General features: G+C 39.1%; 19 protein-coding genes. 14 read left to right on the forward strand and 5 right to left on the reverse strand.

Translation table 11 applies throughout. The annotated features are described in order from the left end of the window. Positions 1–208: 208 nt before the first annotated feature. Together L2737_RS11010 and L2737_RS11015 are read right to left on the reverse strand one after the other, a co-directional pair. Complete coding sequence (locus L2737_RS11010; protein WP_229369028.1) at positions 209–757, reverse strand: LON peptidase substrate-binding domain-containing protein; 549 nt, start codon at positions 755–757, stop codon at positions 209–211. A 95-nt stretch (positions 758–852) separates the two neighbouring features. Further along, a complete protein-coding gene (locus tag L2737_RS11015) occupies positions 853–1395 on the reverse strand; it encodes a lipocalin family protein (RefSeq protein ID WP_248955729.1) in 543 nt (180 codons plus the stop codon). Positions 1396–1640: 245 nt separating this feature from the next. Between L2737_RS11015 and L2737_RS11020 the strand changes: the two genes are divergently transcribed. The 8 genes from L2737_RS11020 to L2737_RS11050 all read left to right on the forward strand — a co-directional run bounded on the left by L2737_RS11020 (position 1641) and on the right by L2737_RS11050 (position 9618). Further along, on the forward strand, positions 1641–2585 hold the full coding sequence (locus L2737_RS11020) for a chemotaxis protein CheV (protein ID WP_102527944.1): 945 nt from the start codon (positions 1641–1643) through the stop codon (positions 2583–2585). A gap of 641 nt (positions 2586–3226) precedes the next feature. Further along, complete coding sequence (locus L2737_RS11025; protein ID WP_248955730.1) at positions 3227–5401, forward strand: diguanylate cyclase; 2175 nt, start codon at positions 3227–3229, stop codon at positions 5399–5401. 454 nt (positions 5402–5855) lie between these two features. Beyond that, positions 5856–6254 (forward strand): GFA family protein, encoded by a 399-nt coding sequence (locus tag L2737_RS11030; RefSeq protein WP_248955731.1) that lies wholly within the window; start codon positions 5856–5858, stop codon positions 6252–6254. A 117-nt stretch (positions 6255–6371) separates the two neighbouring features. Then, positions 6372–6842, forward strand: coding sequence for an HAD family hydrolase (locus tag L2737_RS11035; protein WP_248955732.1), 471 nt, complete (start codon positions 6372–6374; stop codon positions 6840–6842). A 95-nt stretch (positions 6843–6937) separates the two neighbouring features. Beyond that, positions 6938–7804: a PhzF family phenazine biosynthesis protein gene (locus tag L2737_RS11040; RefSeq protein ID WP_248955733.1), complete on the forward strand. Its 867-nt coding sequence runs from the start codon at positions 6938–6940 to the stop codon at positions 7802–7804. Between the two features lie 109 nt (positions 7805–7913). Beyond that, positions 7914–8282 (forward strand): MmcQ/YjbR family DNA-binding protein, encoded by a 369-nt coding sequence (locus L2737_RS11045; RefSeq protein ID WP_248955734.1) that lies wholly within the window; start codon positions 7914–7916, stop codon positions 8280–8282. A 341-nt stretch (positions 8283–8623) separates the two neighbouring features. After that, positions 8624–8845 (forward strand): pyridoxal-phosphate dependent enzyme, encoded by a 222-nt coding sequence (locus L2737_RS22505; protein WP_428848386.1) that lies wholly within the window; start codon positions 8624–8626, stop codon positions 8843–8845. Continuing rightward, positions 8842–9618, forward strand: a complete 777-nt coding sequence (locus L2737_RS11050; RefSeq protein ID WP_346349193.1) for a threonine ammonia-lyase — start codon at positions 8842–8844, stop codon at positions 9616–9618. The genes L2737_RS22505 and L2737_RS11050 overlap by 4 nt, the downstream gene beginning before the upstream one ends. Positions 9619–9751: 133 nt before the next feature. On the opposite strand, the gene L2737_RS11055 is transcribed toward L2737_RS11050, so the two are convergent. Further along, positions 9752–10393 (reverse strand): hypothetical protein, encoded by a 642-nt coding sequence (locus L2737_RS11055; protein WP_248955735.1) that lies wholly within the window; start codon positions 10391–10393, stop codon positions 9752–9754. A 121-nt stretch (positions 10394–10514) separates the two neighbouring features. Beyond that, positions 10515–10874: a DUF2750 domain-containing protein gene (locus L2737_RS11060; protein ID WP_102527938.1), complete on the reverse strand. Its 360-nt coding sequence runs from the start codon at positions 10872–10874 to the stop codon at positions 10515–10517. Between the two features lie 218 nt (positions 10875–11092). On the opposite strand from L2737_RS11060, the gene L2737_RS11065 reads away from it, so the two are divergent. From L2737_RS11065 to L2737_RS11075, 3 genes are all read left to right on the forward strand, one after another. Continuing rightward, positions 11093–12307 (forward strand): lytic murein transglycosylase, encoded by a 1215-nt coding sequence (locus tag L2737_RS11065; protein ID WP_248955736.1) that lies wholly within the window; start codon positions 11093–11095, stop codon positions 12305–12307. Between the two features lie 170 nt (positions 12308–12477). After that, on the forward strand, positions 12478–12960 hold the full coding sequence (locus L2737_RS11070; protein ID WP_248955737.1) for an FKBP-type peptidyl-prolyl cis-trans isomerase: 483 nt from the start codon (positions 12478–12480) through the stop codon (positions 12958–12960). Between the two features lie 115 nt (positions 12961–13075). Continuing rightward, positions 13076–13303: a DUF3389 family protein gene (locus tag L2737_RS11075; protein WP_102527935.1), complete on the forward strand. Its 228-nt coding sequence runs from the start codon at positions 13076–13078 to the stop codon at positions 13301–13303. A 130-nt stretch (positions 13304–13433) separates the two neighbouring features. Here L2737_RS11075 and L2737_RS11080 read toward each other — a convergent pair whose 3' ends face one another. After that, positions 13434–14438, reverse strand: coding sequence for a glutathione S-transferase family protein (locus L2737_RS11080; RefSeq protein WP_248955738.1), 1005 nt, complete (start codon positions 14436–14438; stop codon positions 13434–13436). 478 nt (positions 14439–14916) lie between these two features. On the opposite strand from L2737_RS11080, the gene ushA (L2737_RS11085) reads away from it, so the two are divergent. The 3 genes from ushA (L2737_RS11085) (at position 14917) to ushA (L2737_RS11095) (ending at position 19490) form a co-directional block, all read left to right on the forward strand. Continuing rightward, positions 14917–16629, forward strand: coding sequence for a bifunctional UDP-sugar hydrolase/5'-nucleotidase UshA (ushA, locus tag L2737_RS11085; RefSeq protein ID WP_102527933.1), 1713 nt, complete (start codon positions 14917–14919; stop codon positions 16627–16629). Positions 16630–16772: 143 nt separating this feature from the next. Beyond that, complete coding sequence (locus tag L2737_RS11090; protein WP_248955739.1) at positions 16773–17453, forward strand: alpha/beta hydrolase; 681 nt, start codon at positions 16773–16775, stop codon at positions 17451–17453. A gap of 333 nt (positions 17454–17786) precedes the next feature. Continuing rightward, positions 17787–19490, forward strand: coding sequence for a bifunctional UDP-sugar hydrolase/5'-nucleotidase UshA (gene ushA / locus L2737_RS11095; RefSeq protein WP_248955740.1), 1704 nt, complete (start codon positions 17787–17789; stop codon positions 19488–19490). Positions 19491–19536 lie beyond the last annotated feature (46 nt).

The following is a 19536-nucleotide window of genomic DNA, read 5'->3' on the forward strand; positions in this document are numbered from 1 at the left end:
ATGTTCACTTTTCTTTTGAGATGATTAAAACGGTGAACATGCGACTTGAATATTGATACGCAAACCAGAATAGAAAAGATCATAAATTTATTAAATTTTGTTGAACTTGTTTTGTTATGAGCTTAATCGGGTTTTGGAGGGTGAAAAAAAGGGAGTGAGGTAATGAGTCAATGTCGTACTCATGGCATGATGAATAAACCAAGCATCATTACTTAATGATGCTTGTAATCAACTCTTGGGTCATTTCATGGTTATGGCTATTGATGCATTGATACTTTTCTTCAGCCGTAATCGGCATAATCTCTAACCAACGCTGACAAACCCAAGAAATGTTTTCAAAGTCGTCTTTGTTATAATGAGACAAGTGAGTCGGGTATTGCTCAAGAATTTGCAGCAGTGACTCACTCAGGAATTGCTGATTAGGGATTAAATCACTGCTTGGCCAATCAGGGAGTAAAGTAACATCACCGCGCTTAAGGCCATCAGTTTCAACGTCAAACTGATTGACTTTAAAACGTTGTCGACCTTCAATGCTGATCCCTAGCAAGCCATCATCTAATGTTTCAAAGTCAATGATGTGTACCCAAGTGCCAATGGGCATCAGTTCGTTGCTACTGTTGAGCATACATAAGCCAAATCCTTCACCAGACTTTAAAGATTCGGTGACCAAACGCTTGTAGCGAGGCTCAAAAATTCTTAGTTGCGTAAAGCCTTGTGGCAGTAGACAAATTGACAGTGGAAACAAGGGTAAAATCATAACTGCACCTATATGATGATTGACTCAATGTGAGAGACAAGGTTTATTGTTAAATCAGGTATGTATACGACCTTGTCCCACGTGATGATCACTATTTATTGCTCGTTTTGCTTAACCCAAATTAATTCTTGTTCTTTAATACCTAAAGTATTCATTTTTTCAACAAAGCGTTGCTTTACTTCGGCAGAAATACTGGTGCTACGGGCTAAAATCCAGGCATATTCATTATTGGGCCCAATAACGAGTGAGGCTTGGTAATTTCCTTGCTCATCAGTCGTAATGTCATGCACTTGATAAGCGCCATAGAAAGGGCCAAAAAAGGACACTTTTAAACGGGCGATATCATTCGATTCCATAAAGTAAGCTTTACCTTCAGCTTCTTTCCAACGAGATTTTTGTTCAGAAAACCCTTTATTAATGACCACAACTTTGTCGCCTTCTAAAGAGTAGGTTGCGGTAACTTGGCTTAAACCTCTTTCAAACGAATGGTCTAACCTGGCAATTTCATGCCAAGTACCAAGATAATTATCTAGATTAAAGTCATCAATAACAGCCACTTTGGTGTCAAGCATAGTGCAGGCGCTGGTAGATAAAAGTAATAAAGCAGAAGCGATTATTTTTACTGTTTTTTTGCGCATCTTATTTCCTTTATAGGGATGTTTTTTCGATGATTCAAAGCCTTGACTGCGGCTTGTTGATTTATAGCTAATGATACGGCGTTTCGTGCCGATAAGATCTTAATAAAATTATAATTGTTGTAAATTTATACTAAATAGAAATAATTTTGGAACGAGACTGTTTTATTACGATGAACTTTACAGTTTTTTTATCTAAATCAATTATAATTTAACCAAATCGATGTTGAGTTAACTGAGACACCATAATGAAGAAAGTTCTTGATACTGTAGATCAACGCACCCAATTAGTGGGCGAAAACCGGTTGGAATTACTACTGTTCAAAATAAATGCAACTCAATTATTTGCGATTAATGTTTTTAAAGTAAAAGAAGTGGTTAAGTTACCCGCGTTAAGTGCGATTCCCGGTAGCAAATCCAATATAAGTGGTGTGGCCAATATTCGCGGACTGTCGATTCCGGTGATCAATCTTAGAGGGGCGATTGGGTTTAGCCCAATGCCAGTGTCTGATGATTGTAATTTAATTATCACAGAATATAACCGCAGCGTGCAGGGTTTTTTAGTTGGTAAAGTCGAGCACATTGTTAATATGACATGGAGCGACATTATGCCGCCACCAAAGTCAGCAGGCCCTAATAATTACTTAACAGCAATTACCAAGTTGCAGGATAATGATGTCGAACGTTTGGTATCGATTATTGATGTGGAAAAGGTACTTGCCGAAATTATTGACTATGACATTACCCTTTCAGAAGGTGTGTTAGATGAACAACTTGCATCCCAAATGCCAGGCAAGAAAATACTGATTGTGGATGACTCTTCAACCGCAAGAAAGCAGGTTAGAGATACCCTAAGTCAGCTGGGCATTGAGATTATTGAAGCCTCGGATGGATTACAAGCGCTACAATTACTACAGCGCTGGGCAGATGAAGGTAAAGACGTATCAACTGAGTTATTAATGATGATAACGGATGCTGAAATGCCAGAGATGGATGGCTATAAACTCACCTCTGAGATACGCGCCGATAAACGCATGTCATCCTTATTTATCACACTAAACACATCACTTAGCGGCAGCTTTAACCATGCTATGGTCGAAAAGGTCGGTTGTGATGAGTTTATCTCTAAGTTTCAACCTGATTTATTAGTGGGTGTGGTGCAGAAACGATTAAAGACTGTATTGGAGTCGTAGACTAATTAAGTGACACGAATCTATACTCGCTGATTAAGACGCTTACATTAAGTTAGTTAATGTTAGTGTCTTTTTTACAGCGTTTAACTGAGTCAAATTATTATCTGTCTAAAACACTATCTTTTAAAAACACTAGCTGTCTGAATAATTACCTGTCTACAGAGCTTAAGGTATGTCTGAAATGACGGCCAATATCATGAGTTTAAAGCTTAGTGTTTTATAAATCTCAATGCCTAGCAATTCCTGCACTAGTTGAATATCCGCTGCCTTTTGTCATTATTGCGTTGTAAAGGTATGCCGAAAAGGTGATTTTACTTGTTTCGGTAGTTTACTGATTAGCAGCGCTTTCTTAATTGTTCCCTAAAAGATGTTTCATGAATAGGACACCGACAGAGATATCCATCATAGTGACAGATGCACCTAGTTGAGGGCGAGAACACATATTGCCACGATAAATCTTTAGTAGATTAACCATATATTTATAGAGATAAGCTTGTCACTGCACGCTTAGAAAATGATATTCAATCAGGCAACATATGATAAATGGGGGTTATGATATTTTCTTATTTTTCATAAAAATCTAAACGCTACAAATAAACGATGAAGTGAATATTATATTTAAGTGAAAAGGACTACAATCAGTGCTACGTTCACTTTATTTTAGATACTCTTATATGTTTGATATCAATACCAATATCAATACCAACTGGATGATCTTAAGTATTCTGATTGTGGCGCTGGCACTCACTATGATTGCATCTAACATTCATGCGAAAAGCAACGAAACAGAATTGTCATCAGAAGCCACAATCCCCCTGAGTGAGCAAATAAACAATGCGCTAAGCAAGGCAAAATCACTGATATCCCAAAAAGATTACCATGCTGCTGAAGTTATTATTAATCAGTTGCTTACAGATGATTTTGGCTCGCAAAACACAAGCGTGTTAGTCGATATCTATACCACAGCGGGAAAGCTTAACTATAAACAGAAAAAGTTTAATAACGCCGTTGTGCAGTTCGAAAAAGTTATCCCGTTGATTACTGGCAACGACGATGACTCAAAAAAACAATTAGCAGCCATATATCATGAAATTGCGCAGTGTTATAAGCACCTAAAAGATATCCCCGAATCTATTGCTAATTATCAAAAATCACTAGTTATTCAGCAGGGTAGAGAGGATGCTCTAGCGGTAGCCATTGCCTTAAAAAATATTGCAATGGCTGAAAATAAGCAGAGAAACTATATCAGAGCACTTGATCATGCCCGCCGAAGTTTAAACATCCTGTCTTCGATCAGTCCATCAACATCGCGTTATGCACAAGTCGCACTGGCTTCAGGTATTATTTATCGCAACATAGGCCATTACGAGAAATCTTTAGATTATATTCAACAAGCAAAGCATATTTATGAGCAAGAAAATGATTTACGCCACTTAGCTGAAGTAGACAATCAAATCGGCCTAATCTATACCAAGTTAGATCAGTTAAATAATGCAAAATCTTTTTACTCTCAAACTATTGCTTTGCCAAAAGATAAAGTGAAACCTGAAACGCGCGCAGCGGCATTTCGTGAATTAGGGGTTATTCATTATTATCAAAATGACTTAGCAAAATCGATTAATATGCTAACGACAGCACTGCAGCTCTATCAATCAATGAACAGTTATTCAAAAACAACCCGCATCCATTTTTTGCTAGGAACCAATTACCTAAAACAAGAAAAGGCCGCCATAGCGACAGGTTATTTTAAGCAATCTCTCGCATTAGCAATTGAATACAAGCAAGCTGAATTTCAAGTCCAATCCCTTAATTACTTAGGCAAAGCTGTGCTCGAAAAAGATGTCGAGAAAGCGATTTCATTTTTGGAACAAGCATTGCTACTGTCTTCTGAGGTTGATGATAAAGAAAATATATTGATGACCTACCATTGGTTAAAAGAAGCAGAAAAAATCAAAGGAAACTTAACAAAATCTCTGCTGTACTCAGAGGAAAAATATCAATTATCACAAATTATCCAAAAAGAACGAGAGGCATTTGATTTCACAAAAAACCAAGTCATTTTGGCATCTTACAAGCTAGAAACTGAATTAGATGCTTTGCGTGAAGATGCAGAGTTAAGTGCTCTTAAATTAGACCAACAACAAACTCAAATTGCGCTCATGCTTCAGTCGCAAAAAATTACTGAATTAGAGATAAAAAAGAAACGTTTTTCCATATTTTTACTCATCACGACACTATCGGTTTTTGTCATCCTGGTTTTTTATATCCTCTATCGATACAAGAATACCCGTGCAATAAACAGAGAACTCGATTACTTAGCGTCGAGAGACCCGTTAACCAACTGCTATAATCGTCGTATATTATACCAGCGCTTTAACGAAAGCTTCGAGCCGTCAAAGATGCCCATACAATACTCTGTGCTACTGGCGGATATAGACTCCTTTAAGACCATCAACGATACCTACGGTCATACCTCTGGCGACAAAGTGTTACAAGGCATCGCAAAAGTGTTGATGAATAACGCCAGTGAAGCGGATACGGTGGCGAGGTTCGGGGGCGAAGAGTTCTGTATCTTATTACCCGACTCAAGCGAGAAAGAAGCAGAACAAATTGCAGAACAAATGCGACAAGGTATTGAAAGTAGTCAATTTGAATCAATTACAGTCACTTGTAGCTTCGGTGTAGCCTCATTTAGCGTTGATGTTGAATGCAACCTAACCTTAATTGAACGTGCAGACATGGCGTTATATCAATCAAAATACCAAGGCAGAAACAGAGTCACTCGATGGGAATCCAAAAGCATGAAACACGATTAACGCTTATGTAGAGTGCTATATTAAGTCTAACTGCAAAAATAGGCCTTTCCGTTCTGATGTTATAACCTTTCATTCTCATCTGTTGCCGCATGTCAGTTATAAATGGACTTTTAGTCGCCATGAATAAACATCTTTGTCTTTACTACTAAACTGTATGCTTACACAGTGTTATTGGGGGGCCTTTTTTCAAGTAAATTATTAAACTTTATTTGCGCACTTAATTTTTTGTCATTCATTTCTAATTCATAAAATCATAAAATCATAAAATCATAAAATCAATCGTTAATGTCTGGATTATTGCGTAAGATAGATGCCCATGCGCATTTTGACAGCTGGAATATGGATGTTTTTTTGAGTAATGTAATTAAATTATTTAGTGTTGCGCACTTTCACAGGTCTGATGTGATAAATGTGCATGCTCACTATACAGTTGTTATATGCAAAGGAAGGTTTTGTGACACTCGAAGCTACTTGCTGTTGTAAGCAAATTTCTATATCCCTCTCAGGTGAGCCTGAAATGAACTCAGTTTGTAATTGTACAAACTGTAAACAACGTACTGGAAGCGCTTTTGGTATCTCTACTTATTTTAAAACTGATGCAGTATTAAAAAAATCAGGTGATACTAAAATTTATAAATTATGGCATAAAGAGCAAAATCACGAACAAAATCGTCACTTTTGCACTAAATGTGGCACAACGCTTTATTGGACTATATCAACATTGCCTCATTTAATTGGTGTTGCTGGTGGGTGTTTCGCCGAATCTGAAATTTTAGAGCCAACTCATACATTGAATAGCTCTAAAAAATGTAATTGGGTCATTTTGCCTGAGAATTGGCAAGTTCAGGGGTGAGTCGCACATAACAAGCTAATAAATAAGAACAAATTACGGTTAATTTTTGCTCCTTCGTCGAGTATTTAGACCAACTACAATTTACCCATTATTAGGCGTTAAATACATGGAGGTTTGGTGATAAACGTATATCTTTTTGATTGGGGCGACACTTTGATGGTTGATTTCCCTGGTGTTACAGGAAAAATGTGTAACTGGGAAATTGTTGAGCCTGTCACTGGAGCTAAAGAAGCTTTAGAAGTGCTATCTAAAAATGCTCAAATCTATATTGCTACAGGTGCTGCCGATTCAACTGAGTTAGAAATTCAACAGGCTTTTGAACGTGTGGGTTTGAGCCAATTCATATCAGGTTATTTTTGCAGAGCTAACTTGGGGTTACCTAAAGGAAGCCCTGAATTTCTCAATTCTATTTTGGATAAATTAAAAGTCCATTCAGAAAATGTGGCTATGGTTGGTGATAACTTTGATAAAGATATTAAACCTGCAATAGCCACTGGCATTCAACCATTCTGGTTCACTTCAAAACATATAGAGTCAGCTACAGATAATATTAAATTAATTAGAGAGTTAAGTGAGTTGTACTTATAGTAAGCTGTTTAAAACGGGACAAATAACAGTTAGTTTGTTTCGCTCTGCTTCACATTTTAGGCAACTACAATTGAGAGCTTTATGCGGGAGGCTGAGTGTTGGTTAATATCGAAGTTGCGTTGGTAAACTCATTTACAATAAATGAAAAAGGTGGAAACCCTGCAGGTGTTGTCTTGAATGCCGACCAACTATCGGATGCTAAAAAACTCAAAATTGCACAAGCAGTAGGATATTCAGAAACGGCTTTTGTTTCCAGTGATGACGAAGCTGATTGTGAAGTCTCTTTCTTTACTACAACAGGCGAAGTTGACTTTTGCGGTCACGCTACATTAGCAACTTTTTATATTCTGTACCAAAAGGGTATTCTTGCAGCAGGCTCTTATGTTCAACGCACGAAAGTTGGAATGTTACCAGTGATCATCGAGCCAAATGGTAAAGTAGTGATGGAGCTGCAATTGCCGCAAAAGTTAGATACCTTCTCATACCAAGAAATTTCAAAAGTTATTGGCATTGAAAGCAATATTTTAGAAAGCACGAAGTTACCTATTGAAGTTATTTCAACGGGACTACCTGATGTGATTATTCCTGTTCCTAACGGATATTTAGATGTAATAGAACCAGATGATGAACTAATCGCTAACTTTTGTGAAAATCATAAAGTTGTTGGTTTTCATGTTTTTGAGCTTTGTGACGCTGAAAGTAAACTTACAGCAAGCTGTCGTAATTTTGCTCCATTATTTGGTATCTCAGAAGAATCAGCTACGGGCAGTTCTAGTGGTGCTTTAGCATGTTATCTCACAGAGTATCTAGCTTTGGGATGTGACTATGTTTTTGAGCAAGGTAGATCTATGGGTTGTACTTCTATAATTACAGCATCTGTTAAATCTGATAACTCTAGTGTAATCAATGTGAAAGTGGGTGGCTTTGCGAGTATCGTCGGTAAGTTGGTAATTCCCGTATAACAGGGCATTCAAACGGGCTAATAACAGTTGGCTTTCCGTTCGTGCCTCACTTATTGTAATCAAACTGTCATTAGCCCCTTTAATGGGCGTTGTATGTTTCGGAGAAACCGTGGAAGTATCTGATATAAAGAGTCTATGTTTGAGCCTTACTGATGCAACAGTAGCAGAAAGTGGTGAGCCTTCGAACGTACTTACATATAAAGTACGGGCTCGAAACTTTGCTTACTTTAAAACAAGCGAACCAGAACGTTGGCGTTTTAGTATCCGTGTATCCCCTGAAAGGTTTTTGGAACTAACGGATCAACCAGGTGTAAAACCTGCTCGCTACATGCATCGGTTTCATTGGATTACTATTGTCAACGTTAGCGAATTTGATCCAACGTATTTAACAGAGTTAGTTGGTTGGTCTTATCGTAAGGCTTGTTCAACATTAAGTAAAAAAGCACAACGTGAGTTAAACATAAAACAAGAAAATTAACAGGACTATGCTCTTCCCCCAGTTTAGTCATCAGTTGGATAGGTTTTCTCTCGATTCATAATTTAACCAACTGTTTTTGTTTGATTAAGTGGGCGTTGTACTTCAATCAGGTTATTGGGGATATCGGAAATATTGGCAATATGGAAATAAACAAAGATTCTGATCTTATGGCCTTACATCGAGTAATCGTTGAAGCTAAATTTACTGCGAATAATATGGCCATATATTGCATGTTTAATTACAAGACTGACAAATTATAATTGGCTTTTCATTAGTGCCTTAATTATTGTAGCCAACGGCAATTTACTGCTTTAAACAGCGTTAAGTCACAAGGAGGTACAGTGGAAAGTTTAAAAAAATATCCCATCTCGCTTCATGAGATATATAAAGCTAAAAAGGTTGTTTCAGCTTATATAAATCGGTCACCTCTGATTAAGTATGATGGTTTATCCAAGCTGCTTGGTTGTGAGGTGTATGTGAAGCATGAGAATCAAAATATAACCGGCAGTTTTAAAATCAGAGGAGGCATAAACATTATGTCACACCTCAAAAAGCTAACGTGAACGGGGTTGTTACTTTCTCTACGGGTAATCATGGTTTATCTGTTGCCACTTCAGCGAAGATGTTTGGCATTCCTGCAATTGTCGTTGTGCCTGTCGGATCTAATCCTGTGAAAATTAAATTAATTAAAAATGCAGGTGCTGACGTGATTGAGTCAGGTGAAAATTTTGACGAAGCGGCTAAAGTTGTAACTGAAATTAACCAAACTAGAGGTTATTACTACGTTCATCCAGCAAACGAGCCACTTGTAGTAAATGGTGTTGGTACAGAGTTTCTCGAAATAATCGAAGATATTCCAGATATTGATGCTGTGATTTTACCTTTAGGTGGTGGTAGCGAAGTGGCATCAGCGGTTACTGTACTAAAATCAATATCTCCTCGAATCAGTATCTATGCTGTCCAAGCAGAATTATCTTCGGCAGCTTATCAATCATGGTCTAGCAAGGAAATTGTCGCAAGCTCAAATCAAACTTTTGCAGGTGGTTTTGCCACAGGTACAGCCTACGAAACTACTTTTAATATTTATCGTGATAAATTAGATGACTTTGTTCTTCTATCAGAGCAAGAAATTTTGCAAGGTATAGCCTTAGCTGCTCACCATACCAAGAATTTAGTGGAAGGCGCGGGGAGTTCAACAATTATGGCAGCATGGAAGTTAAGAAAGCAGTTAGCGGGTAAGAAGATTGTACTTCAGTTTAGCGGCTCAAATGCATCACCTGATGAGTTAGAAAAGGCTTGTGAATTATCTGGTTTTCGGGATGGAAAAGTAACTTAACATTTAAGAGTGAATCGTAACGCTTGTCGTTTTCGCTTATCTCAAAGTCTAGACAAGCGCCACGTACATCTTAATGCAGCGTTAAACAACAGCTGCAGCTAAATACCTTTGCACGTGTTGAATTTTGCCAAAGTTACTGTTCAAACTCTTCTTTCACTTGCTGTAGCAGGAGTTTTTGATGTTCTTTGGTGATGCCAATATTCATTCGGCATAACCTAATGGCATAGGCAAACTTGTCTTTGCCAACAATGGTTAATAATTCGCTTAATAGATGTTTGTTAAGCATTAGCGTATCGCAATAATGGTTTATTGCTTTAGTGAGGGAGTTAAAGGTTAAACCATCAAACTCAAACTGACCGCTGTAGCCTTGTTCGATATCCACTGCATTGAGTACTAATGGCCATCCTTCTGCGTTAATACGGCCTTTAGCTATGTTGTACATCATCCATGCACTTTCTTTAAAGCCTGAAAGAATACGACAATCAAAGCCTGACTCTTCTAGTTCTTCTTCAGTCCAGTTAATCCCGATGGCTAAATCTTTATGGTAAATCTTCATTAGCTCATCTTTTACGCCGTCGCGGCAATCCCAAATCGATGTTAGCGGATTCTTTTTCGCTAAGCGGGCACATTCACTGCAAGCGGGAACCGTCAGGGAAGGGTGCGGTGTACTCGGTTTAGCGTAAAAACTAAAAACGTCATTAGACGGTTCAGCACAAAACCAACATTGATGGCGTAAATCAAAAGGGATTTCAACTAAAGGCGGTAAATGGTTCACAGCAGACCTATTGGTAAAAGAGGTTCAATAAAAAAGCTGCTGAAATTCGTTATATTTCACGAATGTTCTAGCAGCTTTATGTAGTAGCAACTATATGCTGTCGCAACTAGATGAGCAGCGATTATTCCGCTTCTACGTCAACTAATTCTTTTGCTAGTACGATTGGGTCAACTTCAATACATTCTTGATCAGCAATCCAGTCTAATCCGACTAATACGCCGTCTTCGTTTAAATCGCCAACCCAGTATTCTAAAAATTCATTTAGGCTAATTTTAACTGCTTTGTACTCAGCCCACTCTTCAGTGCAATGGCTTGATGCTGCAGATTCTGTTGACCATAAAGGCATAACATCAGTTTCTTCGAATTCAGAAGAGTCACATACAACCCAACCTTCGCCCGTTTCATCCGCTAAGCCCCATAGGACTTGATGTTCTTTAACGTTCTCAATAAAGCTTGCAACAGCAGGGGTTTGTTCAATCATGATTAGTCTCTTTGATGAATTCAATTAACGGGTCGATTATACGGTAACTCTAAACAATACAAAACACTATTACGCGAATGTGACAATATCAATTTCAAGATGAACTGAAATTAACCAGATAAACACAAAATTTCAATATTTAGGACTTAAAGGCTCTTGTTTCCTGAATCGCTATCAGTCACGATGTGAACAGTCATTATTTGTAGAAGTATTCATTTATGGTGCGTTTTAAATTTTCTCCTGTTTTTAAGTCAGTGATTTTACTTTCGAGTTGCTTTGTTAGTCTTCAATCTATCGCAGCGCCTGACAATTTTGCTCAATGTGTTGATAACCTTAAAGTCAAAGCACGCAGTGAAGGTTTGTCTGAACAAACCATTAATACCAGCGTCGCAAACCTTAAATTTATTCCTCGGGTTATAGAGCTTGATAATCAGCAACCTGAATTTAGTCAAACTTTTGGTAATTATTTTAATAAACGCGTGACAGATTGGCGCGTTAAAGAAGGCCGACGCTTACTTGCTGAAAATCGCGAGTTGCTTAACGAGTTAACTACAAAGTACGGCGTACCTGGTCAATATATTATTTCGTTCTGGGGATTAGAAACCAACTTTGGTGGCTATAAAGGCAAAATGTCGGTGCTCAACTCTTTAGCGACATTGGCGTGCGACCCAAGACGCAGTGACTATTTCACCAATGAGTTAATGCAAGCATTAAAGCTGAAAGAAAAGTATAACTTTGATGATGCCACTATGGTGGGGTCATGGGCTGGCGCAATGGGGCACACCCAGTTTATGCCTACCAATTACGCTAAGTATGCGGTTGATGGCGACGGCGATGGCAAAGTCGATTTATGGAATAGCACTGCTGATGCGCTAACTTCAGCGGCTAATTTTTTACAACAACTTGGCTGGAAAGCCAATGAACGTTGGGGACGTGAAGTTAGCTTACCTGAAAACTACGACTATCAATATTTAGGCCGTAAACATCCTCAACCGTTAACTCAGTGGGCTGAGGTTAATATTACTCAAACTAGCGGTAAAGCGTTATCAACACCTGATATGACAGCATCTTTGTATGTGCCATCTGGTCACACTGGGCCTGCATTTTTAGGTTACGACAATTTTGATGTCATTATGCGCTGGAATCGTTCAGAGTTTTACGCCATTGCTGTCGGCCATTTAGCTGACCGAATTAATGGCGCTGCGCCGCTTGCAATCAGTGCGCCTGAGCATGGCATGTTTAATCGCAGTGACATTAAAGTCATGCAAGCAAAGCTTAATGAATTAGGCTTTGATGTCGGTAAACCTGACGGCGTGTTAGGGCGTAACTCCATTGCAGGTGTACAAGCATTTCAGCGCAGTAAAAACTTGATCGCCGACGGTTTCCCTGATGAAAAAACCTTTGAAGCACTCGGTATGACGTTGAGTCAATAAGCTTTAAAGTGAGTGATGACTTCATAGTAGGGATAAGAGAGTGTCATTTCCTTTTGCTCATCACTCAGTATTAGCAGAACGTAATTAGGTTCTGCTTTTTGCTGGCAGCTTGGTAATCGATTTGTTAAGCTGCGGCAATGATAGAAATCGAAGTAAATTAAGGACATTCGATGACAGCTCAAGATAATATGGTTGTACGTTTCAACTACACACTTCGCGATGAGAAAGGCGAAGTGATTGAAACTAACGAAGGCGGATCGCCAATTGCTTACTTACATGGCCATGACAACATGATGCCAGGTATTGAAGATGCAATAACAGGTAAAGAAGCTGGGGCTAAATTCAGTGTAACGCCTCCTGCAGCAGACACTTATGGCGAACGTATGGAAGCGGCTGAGCAGCGCGTTTCGGTAAAACATTTGCAAGGTGCTAAAGTCTGGAAAGCAGGCATGCCAGCTATTGTAAATACCGAACAAGGTCAACGCCAAGTGACAGTGGTTAAAGTTGGTAAGTTCATGGCAACTATCGATACTAACCATCCTTTATCAGGCCGTGAACTGACTTTTGATATTGAAGTGGTTGATGTTCGTGAAGCAACTGATGAAGAAATCGCACACGGCCATTCACATGGTGAAGGCGGTCATCAGCACTAATATTGATTAACATCAATATTAGTGTGAATAGTTTAGTGCTATAAGCTTTGTATAATCCCAAGTGAACCCCACTTGGGATTTTTGTTTTCAGTTTGGCTAAATCGGAAATGTATTAATGATTATTGAATTTTCACAAGGCAAGTTAGTCGTGACACCATTTGAAGTGCAATGCCGCCTTAACGTGAACAGTATTGTCTTAACTGCAATGGTGGATGATATGAAGTGTATTGCAGATAGATTATTACTGATTGCAGATGCTGGTGCGGTTCGCTGGAGTTTGCAGTTGGATAATAATCAACAGTTTTATGAAGTGATTGAAATTCTGGGTATCGCACCAGAGTAAAGTCTCTGTTGGTGCGATATCCATGCTCAATCATTTATTGTTCACAAGCCACAAGCCACAAGCCACAAGCCACAAGCCACAACCGATAACTCATACTAATGAGTAAATGAATTCCCCTAGACTCGAGTTTCTAAAGTTCTGAGCGATTGTGTGGACGCATGTAATCGATAATCGGCCCTTCTGGTACTACTTGAGTTGGATTAATGTGCTGATGGCTAAAGTAATAATGCTGTTTTATGTGCTCAAAATTCACGGTGTCGGCAATCCATGGTTGTTGATATAAGTCTCGTAAATATCCCGACAGGTTTGGATAAGATTCAATCGTACGTAAGTTGGTTTTAAAATGTCCCACATAGACGCAGTCAAAACGGATAAGCGTTGTAAATAATCGCCAATCAGCTTCAGTGATTTGATTACCCAGTAAATACCTTTTGTTAGCCAATATAGCCTCTAAGGTATCAAGTGTGTCAAATAATGGCATTACAGCTTCTTCATAGGCTTTTTGAGTGGTAGCAAAGCCTGAGCGGTAAACCCCGTTATTGATGTTGGGGTAAATAAGCTCGTTTAAAGAATCTATTTCTGATTGAAGTTCTAACGGATAGTAGTCTTCTGTATTACCAGTTACTTTATTAAACACTGAGTTAAACATTCTAATGATTTCTGAAGACTCATTACTCACAATGGTATTTTGCTGCTTATCCCATAAAACAGGCACAGTCACTCGGCCGCTATAATCGGGCTTTGCTTGCAGATATATCTGATACATAAAGTCTTTATTAAACAGTTCATCAACTTGAGCACCATCAATAGCATGAGCATCTGTTGATTGATTAGGGCCTTTAAATTCCCAACCGTTTGCAAGCATATGTGGCTCAACCACAGTGACACCAATATGCGCGGTTAATTGTTTTAGCTGCCTAAATATCAAGGTTCGATGAGCCCAGGGGCAGGCTAATGATACATATAAATGATAGCGGCCAGACTCTGCTTTAAAGCCAGCACTTCCAGATAATCCGGCGCTGCCATCAGGCGTGATCCAGTTGCGAAGCTGCGCATCTTCTCGTTGAAATTTACCGCCATTTTCTTTGGTGGCATACCATTGGTCGACCCATTGTCCGTTTTGTAACAATCCCATTCCCACACCTATGACTTCAGAATAAAAATTAAGTGTAGATTACTAATTTATCGAAAATAAGCGGATTAAATTGTCATTAATTTTCTATTTTTTCGATGTTTTATGGCGTGTAAAACTGGGTCTATATCAAATCGGCTGAAAGTCAAACTGTGATCTCGGCCTTGTTGAGCAGTAATTTTATGGGGTGTTTTACTAAAAAGATAATCAGGCAAAGCACTGTTTTGCACAAAGTCATTTTAAATTAACAGATTATCACCCTTATCTTTTTATTGATTCCATTTTCGATATAACGAAGAAGTAGCGTAAAAACCATTGTTTATAAATGGTTTGTAATCAGTAGTGTAACTTATTGTTGTTATTGGGTTAAATATCACAAACTGTAATTAAAGTGACATAAAAACAGTCCAGTGTTTGCTACGATTCGGCGCAGAGCTGGGTAGCTCGTAAATATAAAAATATATTGATTAGGGGTTAGATCATGAAAAACACGTTATACAAAGGACTCGTTGCAACAGCAGTACTTGCAGCCTTATCAGGTTGTAGCAGTGACGATGATAAAGACCAAACAGCATGTGAAGCTGCGGGTGATGCTTGTACTAGCTTTACCGTTATTCATACCAATGATAACCACGGTCGCTTTTGGGAAAACAGCGACGGTGAGTATGGCATGGCTGCACGTAAAACGGTTATTGACCAAATCCGCGCAGAAGTTGAAGGTCGTGGCGACGAAACAATTCTTTTATCAGGCGGTGATATCAACACGGGTGTACCAGAATCTGATATGCAAGAAGCGATTCCTGACTTTGTTGGCATGAACTTACTTGGCTATGACGCAATGGCTGTCGGTAACCATGAGTTTGATAACCCATTAAGCACGCTAGATATGCAATCTACATTGGCTAACTTCCCAATGCTTGCTGCAAACATCTACGACAAAAATGCTGAAGAACGTTATTTTGAGCCATACCGTGTATTCGAAATTAACGGTCTTAAAGTGGCGATCATTGGTTTCACTACAGTAGATACTCCTAAAATCGTTAACCCTGAAAACGTTGAAAACTTAGAGTTTACGGATCCTCAAGTTGAGCTACCAAAAGTATTAGCTGAAATCGAAGCTAACGAAGAAGTGGATATGGTATTTGCTGTCACGCATATGGGTCACTATGCTGATGGCAACCACGGCACTGAAGCACCTGGCGATGTGATGTTGGCTCGCTCAGTTGAAGAAGGTCAATTACACGCGATTATTGGTGGTCATTCACAAAACCCGGTGTGCATGGAAGGCGATGATTACGCAGATTTTGCCCCAGGTGAAGAATGTAAACCAGATCAACAAAACGGCACTTATATCATGCAAGCCCACGAATGGGGCAAGTATGTTGGCCGTGCTGACTTTGAATATATGGATGGTGAGTTGACACTTGCGAACTACTCGCTAATTCCTATCAATTTAAAAGAAAAAGATGACAACGGTGATTTAGTTTTCATTACTGAAGAAATTGAAAAGAATCAAACCGTGTATGACATGCTTAAGCCTTACCAAGAACGTGGCCAAGAGCTACTTGATGTGGTTATCTCGTACACAGATGGCAAGTTAGAAGGTGACCGTGAGGTTGTTCGTGTTGAGCAAACTAACCTAGGTAATTTATTAACAACGGCATATTCTGAGTTTGTTACTAATAACTTCAACGTGACGGCTGATTTCGGTGTGATGAACTCAGGTGGTGTGCGTGCATCTATTGCTGAAGGTGATATCTCTTACCGTGACGTGTTAACTGTACAACCTTTCGGAAACTTCGTTGCTTACGTCACAATGACAGGGGCTGAAGTTGAAGACTATCTTGCTAATATTGCAGTTAAAACTGGTGGTGGTTACCCACAACTAAATGATGTTGCAATGGATGTTAATTGTGATGCAGGCACTGTTGATATTGCTAGCTTAGGTGGCCGTTCGTTTGATGTTGCTGAAAACTACACTTTCTCAGTGATCCACTTTAGCGCTGCTGGTGGCGATGATTACCCAGTCATCAATACACATGAAAACTACATTGATACTCAGTTAACTGATGCTGCTGTATTCCGTGAGTATTTCGTAGCGAATCCAGAAATCTCAGCTGAAGATTACGCGCCTGTAGAAGGGCAATTAAACTTCTACCGTAATGGTTCAGAAGTTAAGAGTTGTGCTCAATAATTCAATTTGAGTAACACTGTTAATCAAAAAAGGTAGCTTAGGCTACCTTTTTTATTATCTGAAAGGACAGAATTCTATTGATAGGTTAACGAGTTAAACTCTTTCAGTTAAGATAGCGGCAATAAATAATAAAGGATTAGATTATGCCGTCTGCAAGCACAGCACTTGAACGTATTACTATTGAACCGACCACAGCTGCAACCGCATGTGTTATCTGGCTTCATGGCCTTGGTGACTCTGGAGCAGGCTTTGCCCCTGTAGTGCCATTATTAGGCTTGCCACAAAATCACAGTATTCGTTTTGTATTTCCTCACGCGCCAGAACAAGCGGTGACCATTAATGGTGGCTATATCATGCGTTCTTGGTATGACATTAAAAGCATGGACTTACATGATCGTGCTGACATTAATGGCGTACTCGCATCAGAAATAGCCGTAAAAGCGCTGATTAATGAGCAAATAGAAGCAGGTATTGCCGCTGAAAATATTATTCTGGCAGGGTTTAGTCAAGGCGGTGTCATGAGCTTATTTAGTGGCTTACGTTTTGAGCACAAACTTGCTGGCATTATGGCGTTATCGTGTTATTTACCTGCCGGCGAAAGCTTACCTGATGATTTACACTCAGCAAATGCACAAACAGAATTATTGCAACATCATGGTGAGCAAGATGAAGTCGTGCCACTATTTGCCGGAAAAATGGCTTTTGATGCACTCACTAAAGCGGGCTATACATCGACTTGGAAAACCTATCCAATGCCTCATAGTGTTATTCCTGAACAGTTAACTGAAATTGGTGCGTGGATTTCGTCTAAATTGATGCGCTAATTGTTTTGTAAATAGCATAATAACTCGAGCTTAGACGATATATGCTCGGTTAAATAACCATCATAAAATAAAAGGCTTAGGGTGAAAGTTTAATAAACTTACACCCTAAGCCTTTTTTGTTTATACATTATCACTATCATTAAAAAACTCTTGTTTTTTAATGAGGACAATTGCTGCAAAATTATTGAATAAACTCTTGTTCTATAAGGTTTTGAATTCAAAAAAATGACATATAATGCTGGTATTTTGTTAAGATGGTCACTCATTTTTGTGACACAGTTTTATTGCGTATTGATTGAATTTGTCTACGCCCTGTTAAAAACGGATAGAATAATGATAAGAAAAATTCCGCACACAAAACGATTAACACAGAGCCTTAGTTTAGTTGTCGCTTGTGTCAGTTTGTTCAGTTTAAGTGGCTGCGAGCAACGCCCAACCTGTGAAGATAATAATTGCACAAAGTTTACCGTATTACATACCAATGATAACCACGGCCGTTTTTGGCAAAATAAAGCGGGTGAAGCTGGTATGGCTGCGCGCTTTACTGTGATTGATAATATCCGTAAACAAGTGGCTGCAGAAGGGGGCCATACATTGGTGCTTTCTGGCGGTGATATCAATACAGGCGTACCAGAGTCAGATTTACAAAAAGCAGTACCAGACTTTATTGGTATGAATATGATTGGTTATGATGCGATGGCAGTCGGTAACCACGAATTTGATAACCCATTGTCTGTTTTGGATGAGCAAGCTGAACTAGCAAACTTCCCAATGCTTGCCGCGAATATTTATCGTAAAGACACCAATGAGCGTTATTTTGAGCCTTATAAAGTGTTTAACCTCGGTAACATCAATATTGCTGTTGTGGGGTTAACCACCGACGATACGCCAAAATTAACGAATCCGCTTCATACCGAATCTTTAATCTTTACTAACCCGATTGAAGAAATGCAAAAGTTATTACCGCAGATTAATGCTGATGACAGTATCGATTTAGTGTTTGCGGCAACACATATGGGCCATTATCAAAATGGTGAATTTGGCAGTAATGCCCCTGGTGATGTCACTATGGCAAGAGCCCTAAACGAGGGTGATCTTGATGCTATTATTGGCGGCCATTCACAAAACCCCGTGTGTATGAGTGGGCGTAAAAGTGAGTATGATACGCGTTTTATGCCTGGGGATTCGTGTCGTCCTGACAAGCAAAATGGAACTTACATTATGCAAGCTCATGAGTGGGGGCGATATGTAGGTCGTGCAGACTTTGAGTACGTGAATGACAAGTTGTATTTAGTCGATTATCAATTAATCCCAATTAACTTAAAGCGTATGGCATTTGGTAAAAAACTAGCGTGGCCAGTTGCTGAGCCTATCGAGCGTAATGCAGATGTTGAAGCGGCGCTTAAGCCTTATCAAGATAAAGGCAGCGCAGAGCTTGATGTCATAATTGGTAAAGTGGATGGCTTACTGCAAGGCGATCGTAAAGTGGTTCGCGCGCAGCAAACCAATTTAGGGCGCTTAATTGCGAAAGTACACAGTGAAAAAGTGCGTGCTGATTTTGGCATTATGAACTCAGGTGGCGTTAGAGCATCAATTCAAGCCGGAGATGTGGCATACCGTGATGTATTAACCGTTCAGCCATTTTCAAATACGATTGGTTTTGCTGAAATGTCTGGTGAGAAGTTAGTTAAGTATTTATCTAAAGTGGCGACTAATACTCGGACCAGTGGCGCTTACGCGCAGTTTTATGGCATTGATATGACGGTGATGTGCCGCGATCAGCAGGTTGAAATACACACAATTAATAATCAGCCTTTTGACATTAATGAAAACTATACTTTCTCAATACCAAGCTTTAGCGCAGCAGGTGGTGATAACTATCCCAAGATTAATATTCTAGAAGCGGGCTATGTTGATGCGATTGAACTGTATGACTACATTAAACAGCATGAGCAGATAAATATTGCTGATTATGCGCCAAATGGAGAGCTTAAATTCAAGCAATCTAAGAGTAGTTTAGGCTGTAGTATCTATTAATTTTCAAGCTTAGTTTGAATAAATTAGTGTAGAAAACTGAAAGGCA

The organism is Shewanella electrodiphila (assembly GCF_023283985.1).
Classification (GTDB): domain Bacteria; phylum Pseudomonadota; class Gammaproteobacteria; order Enterobacterales; family Shewanellaceae; genus Shewanella; species Shewanella electrodiphila.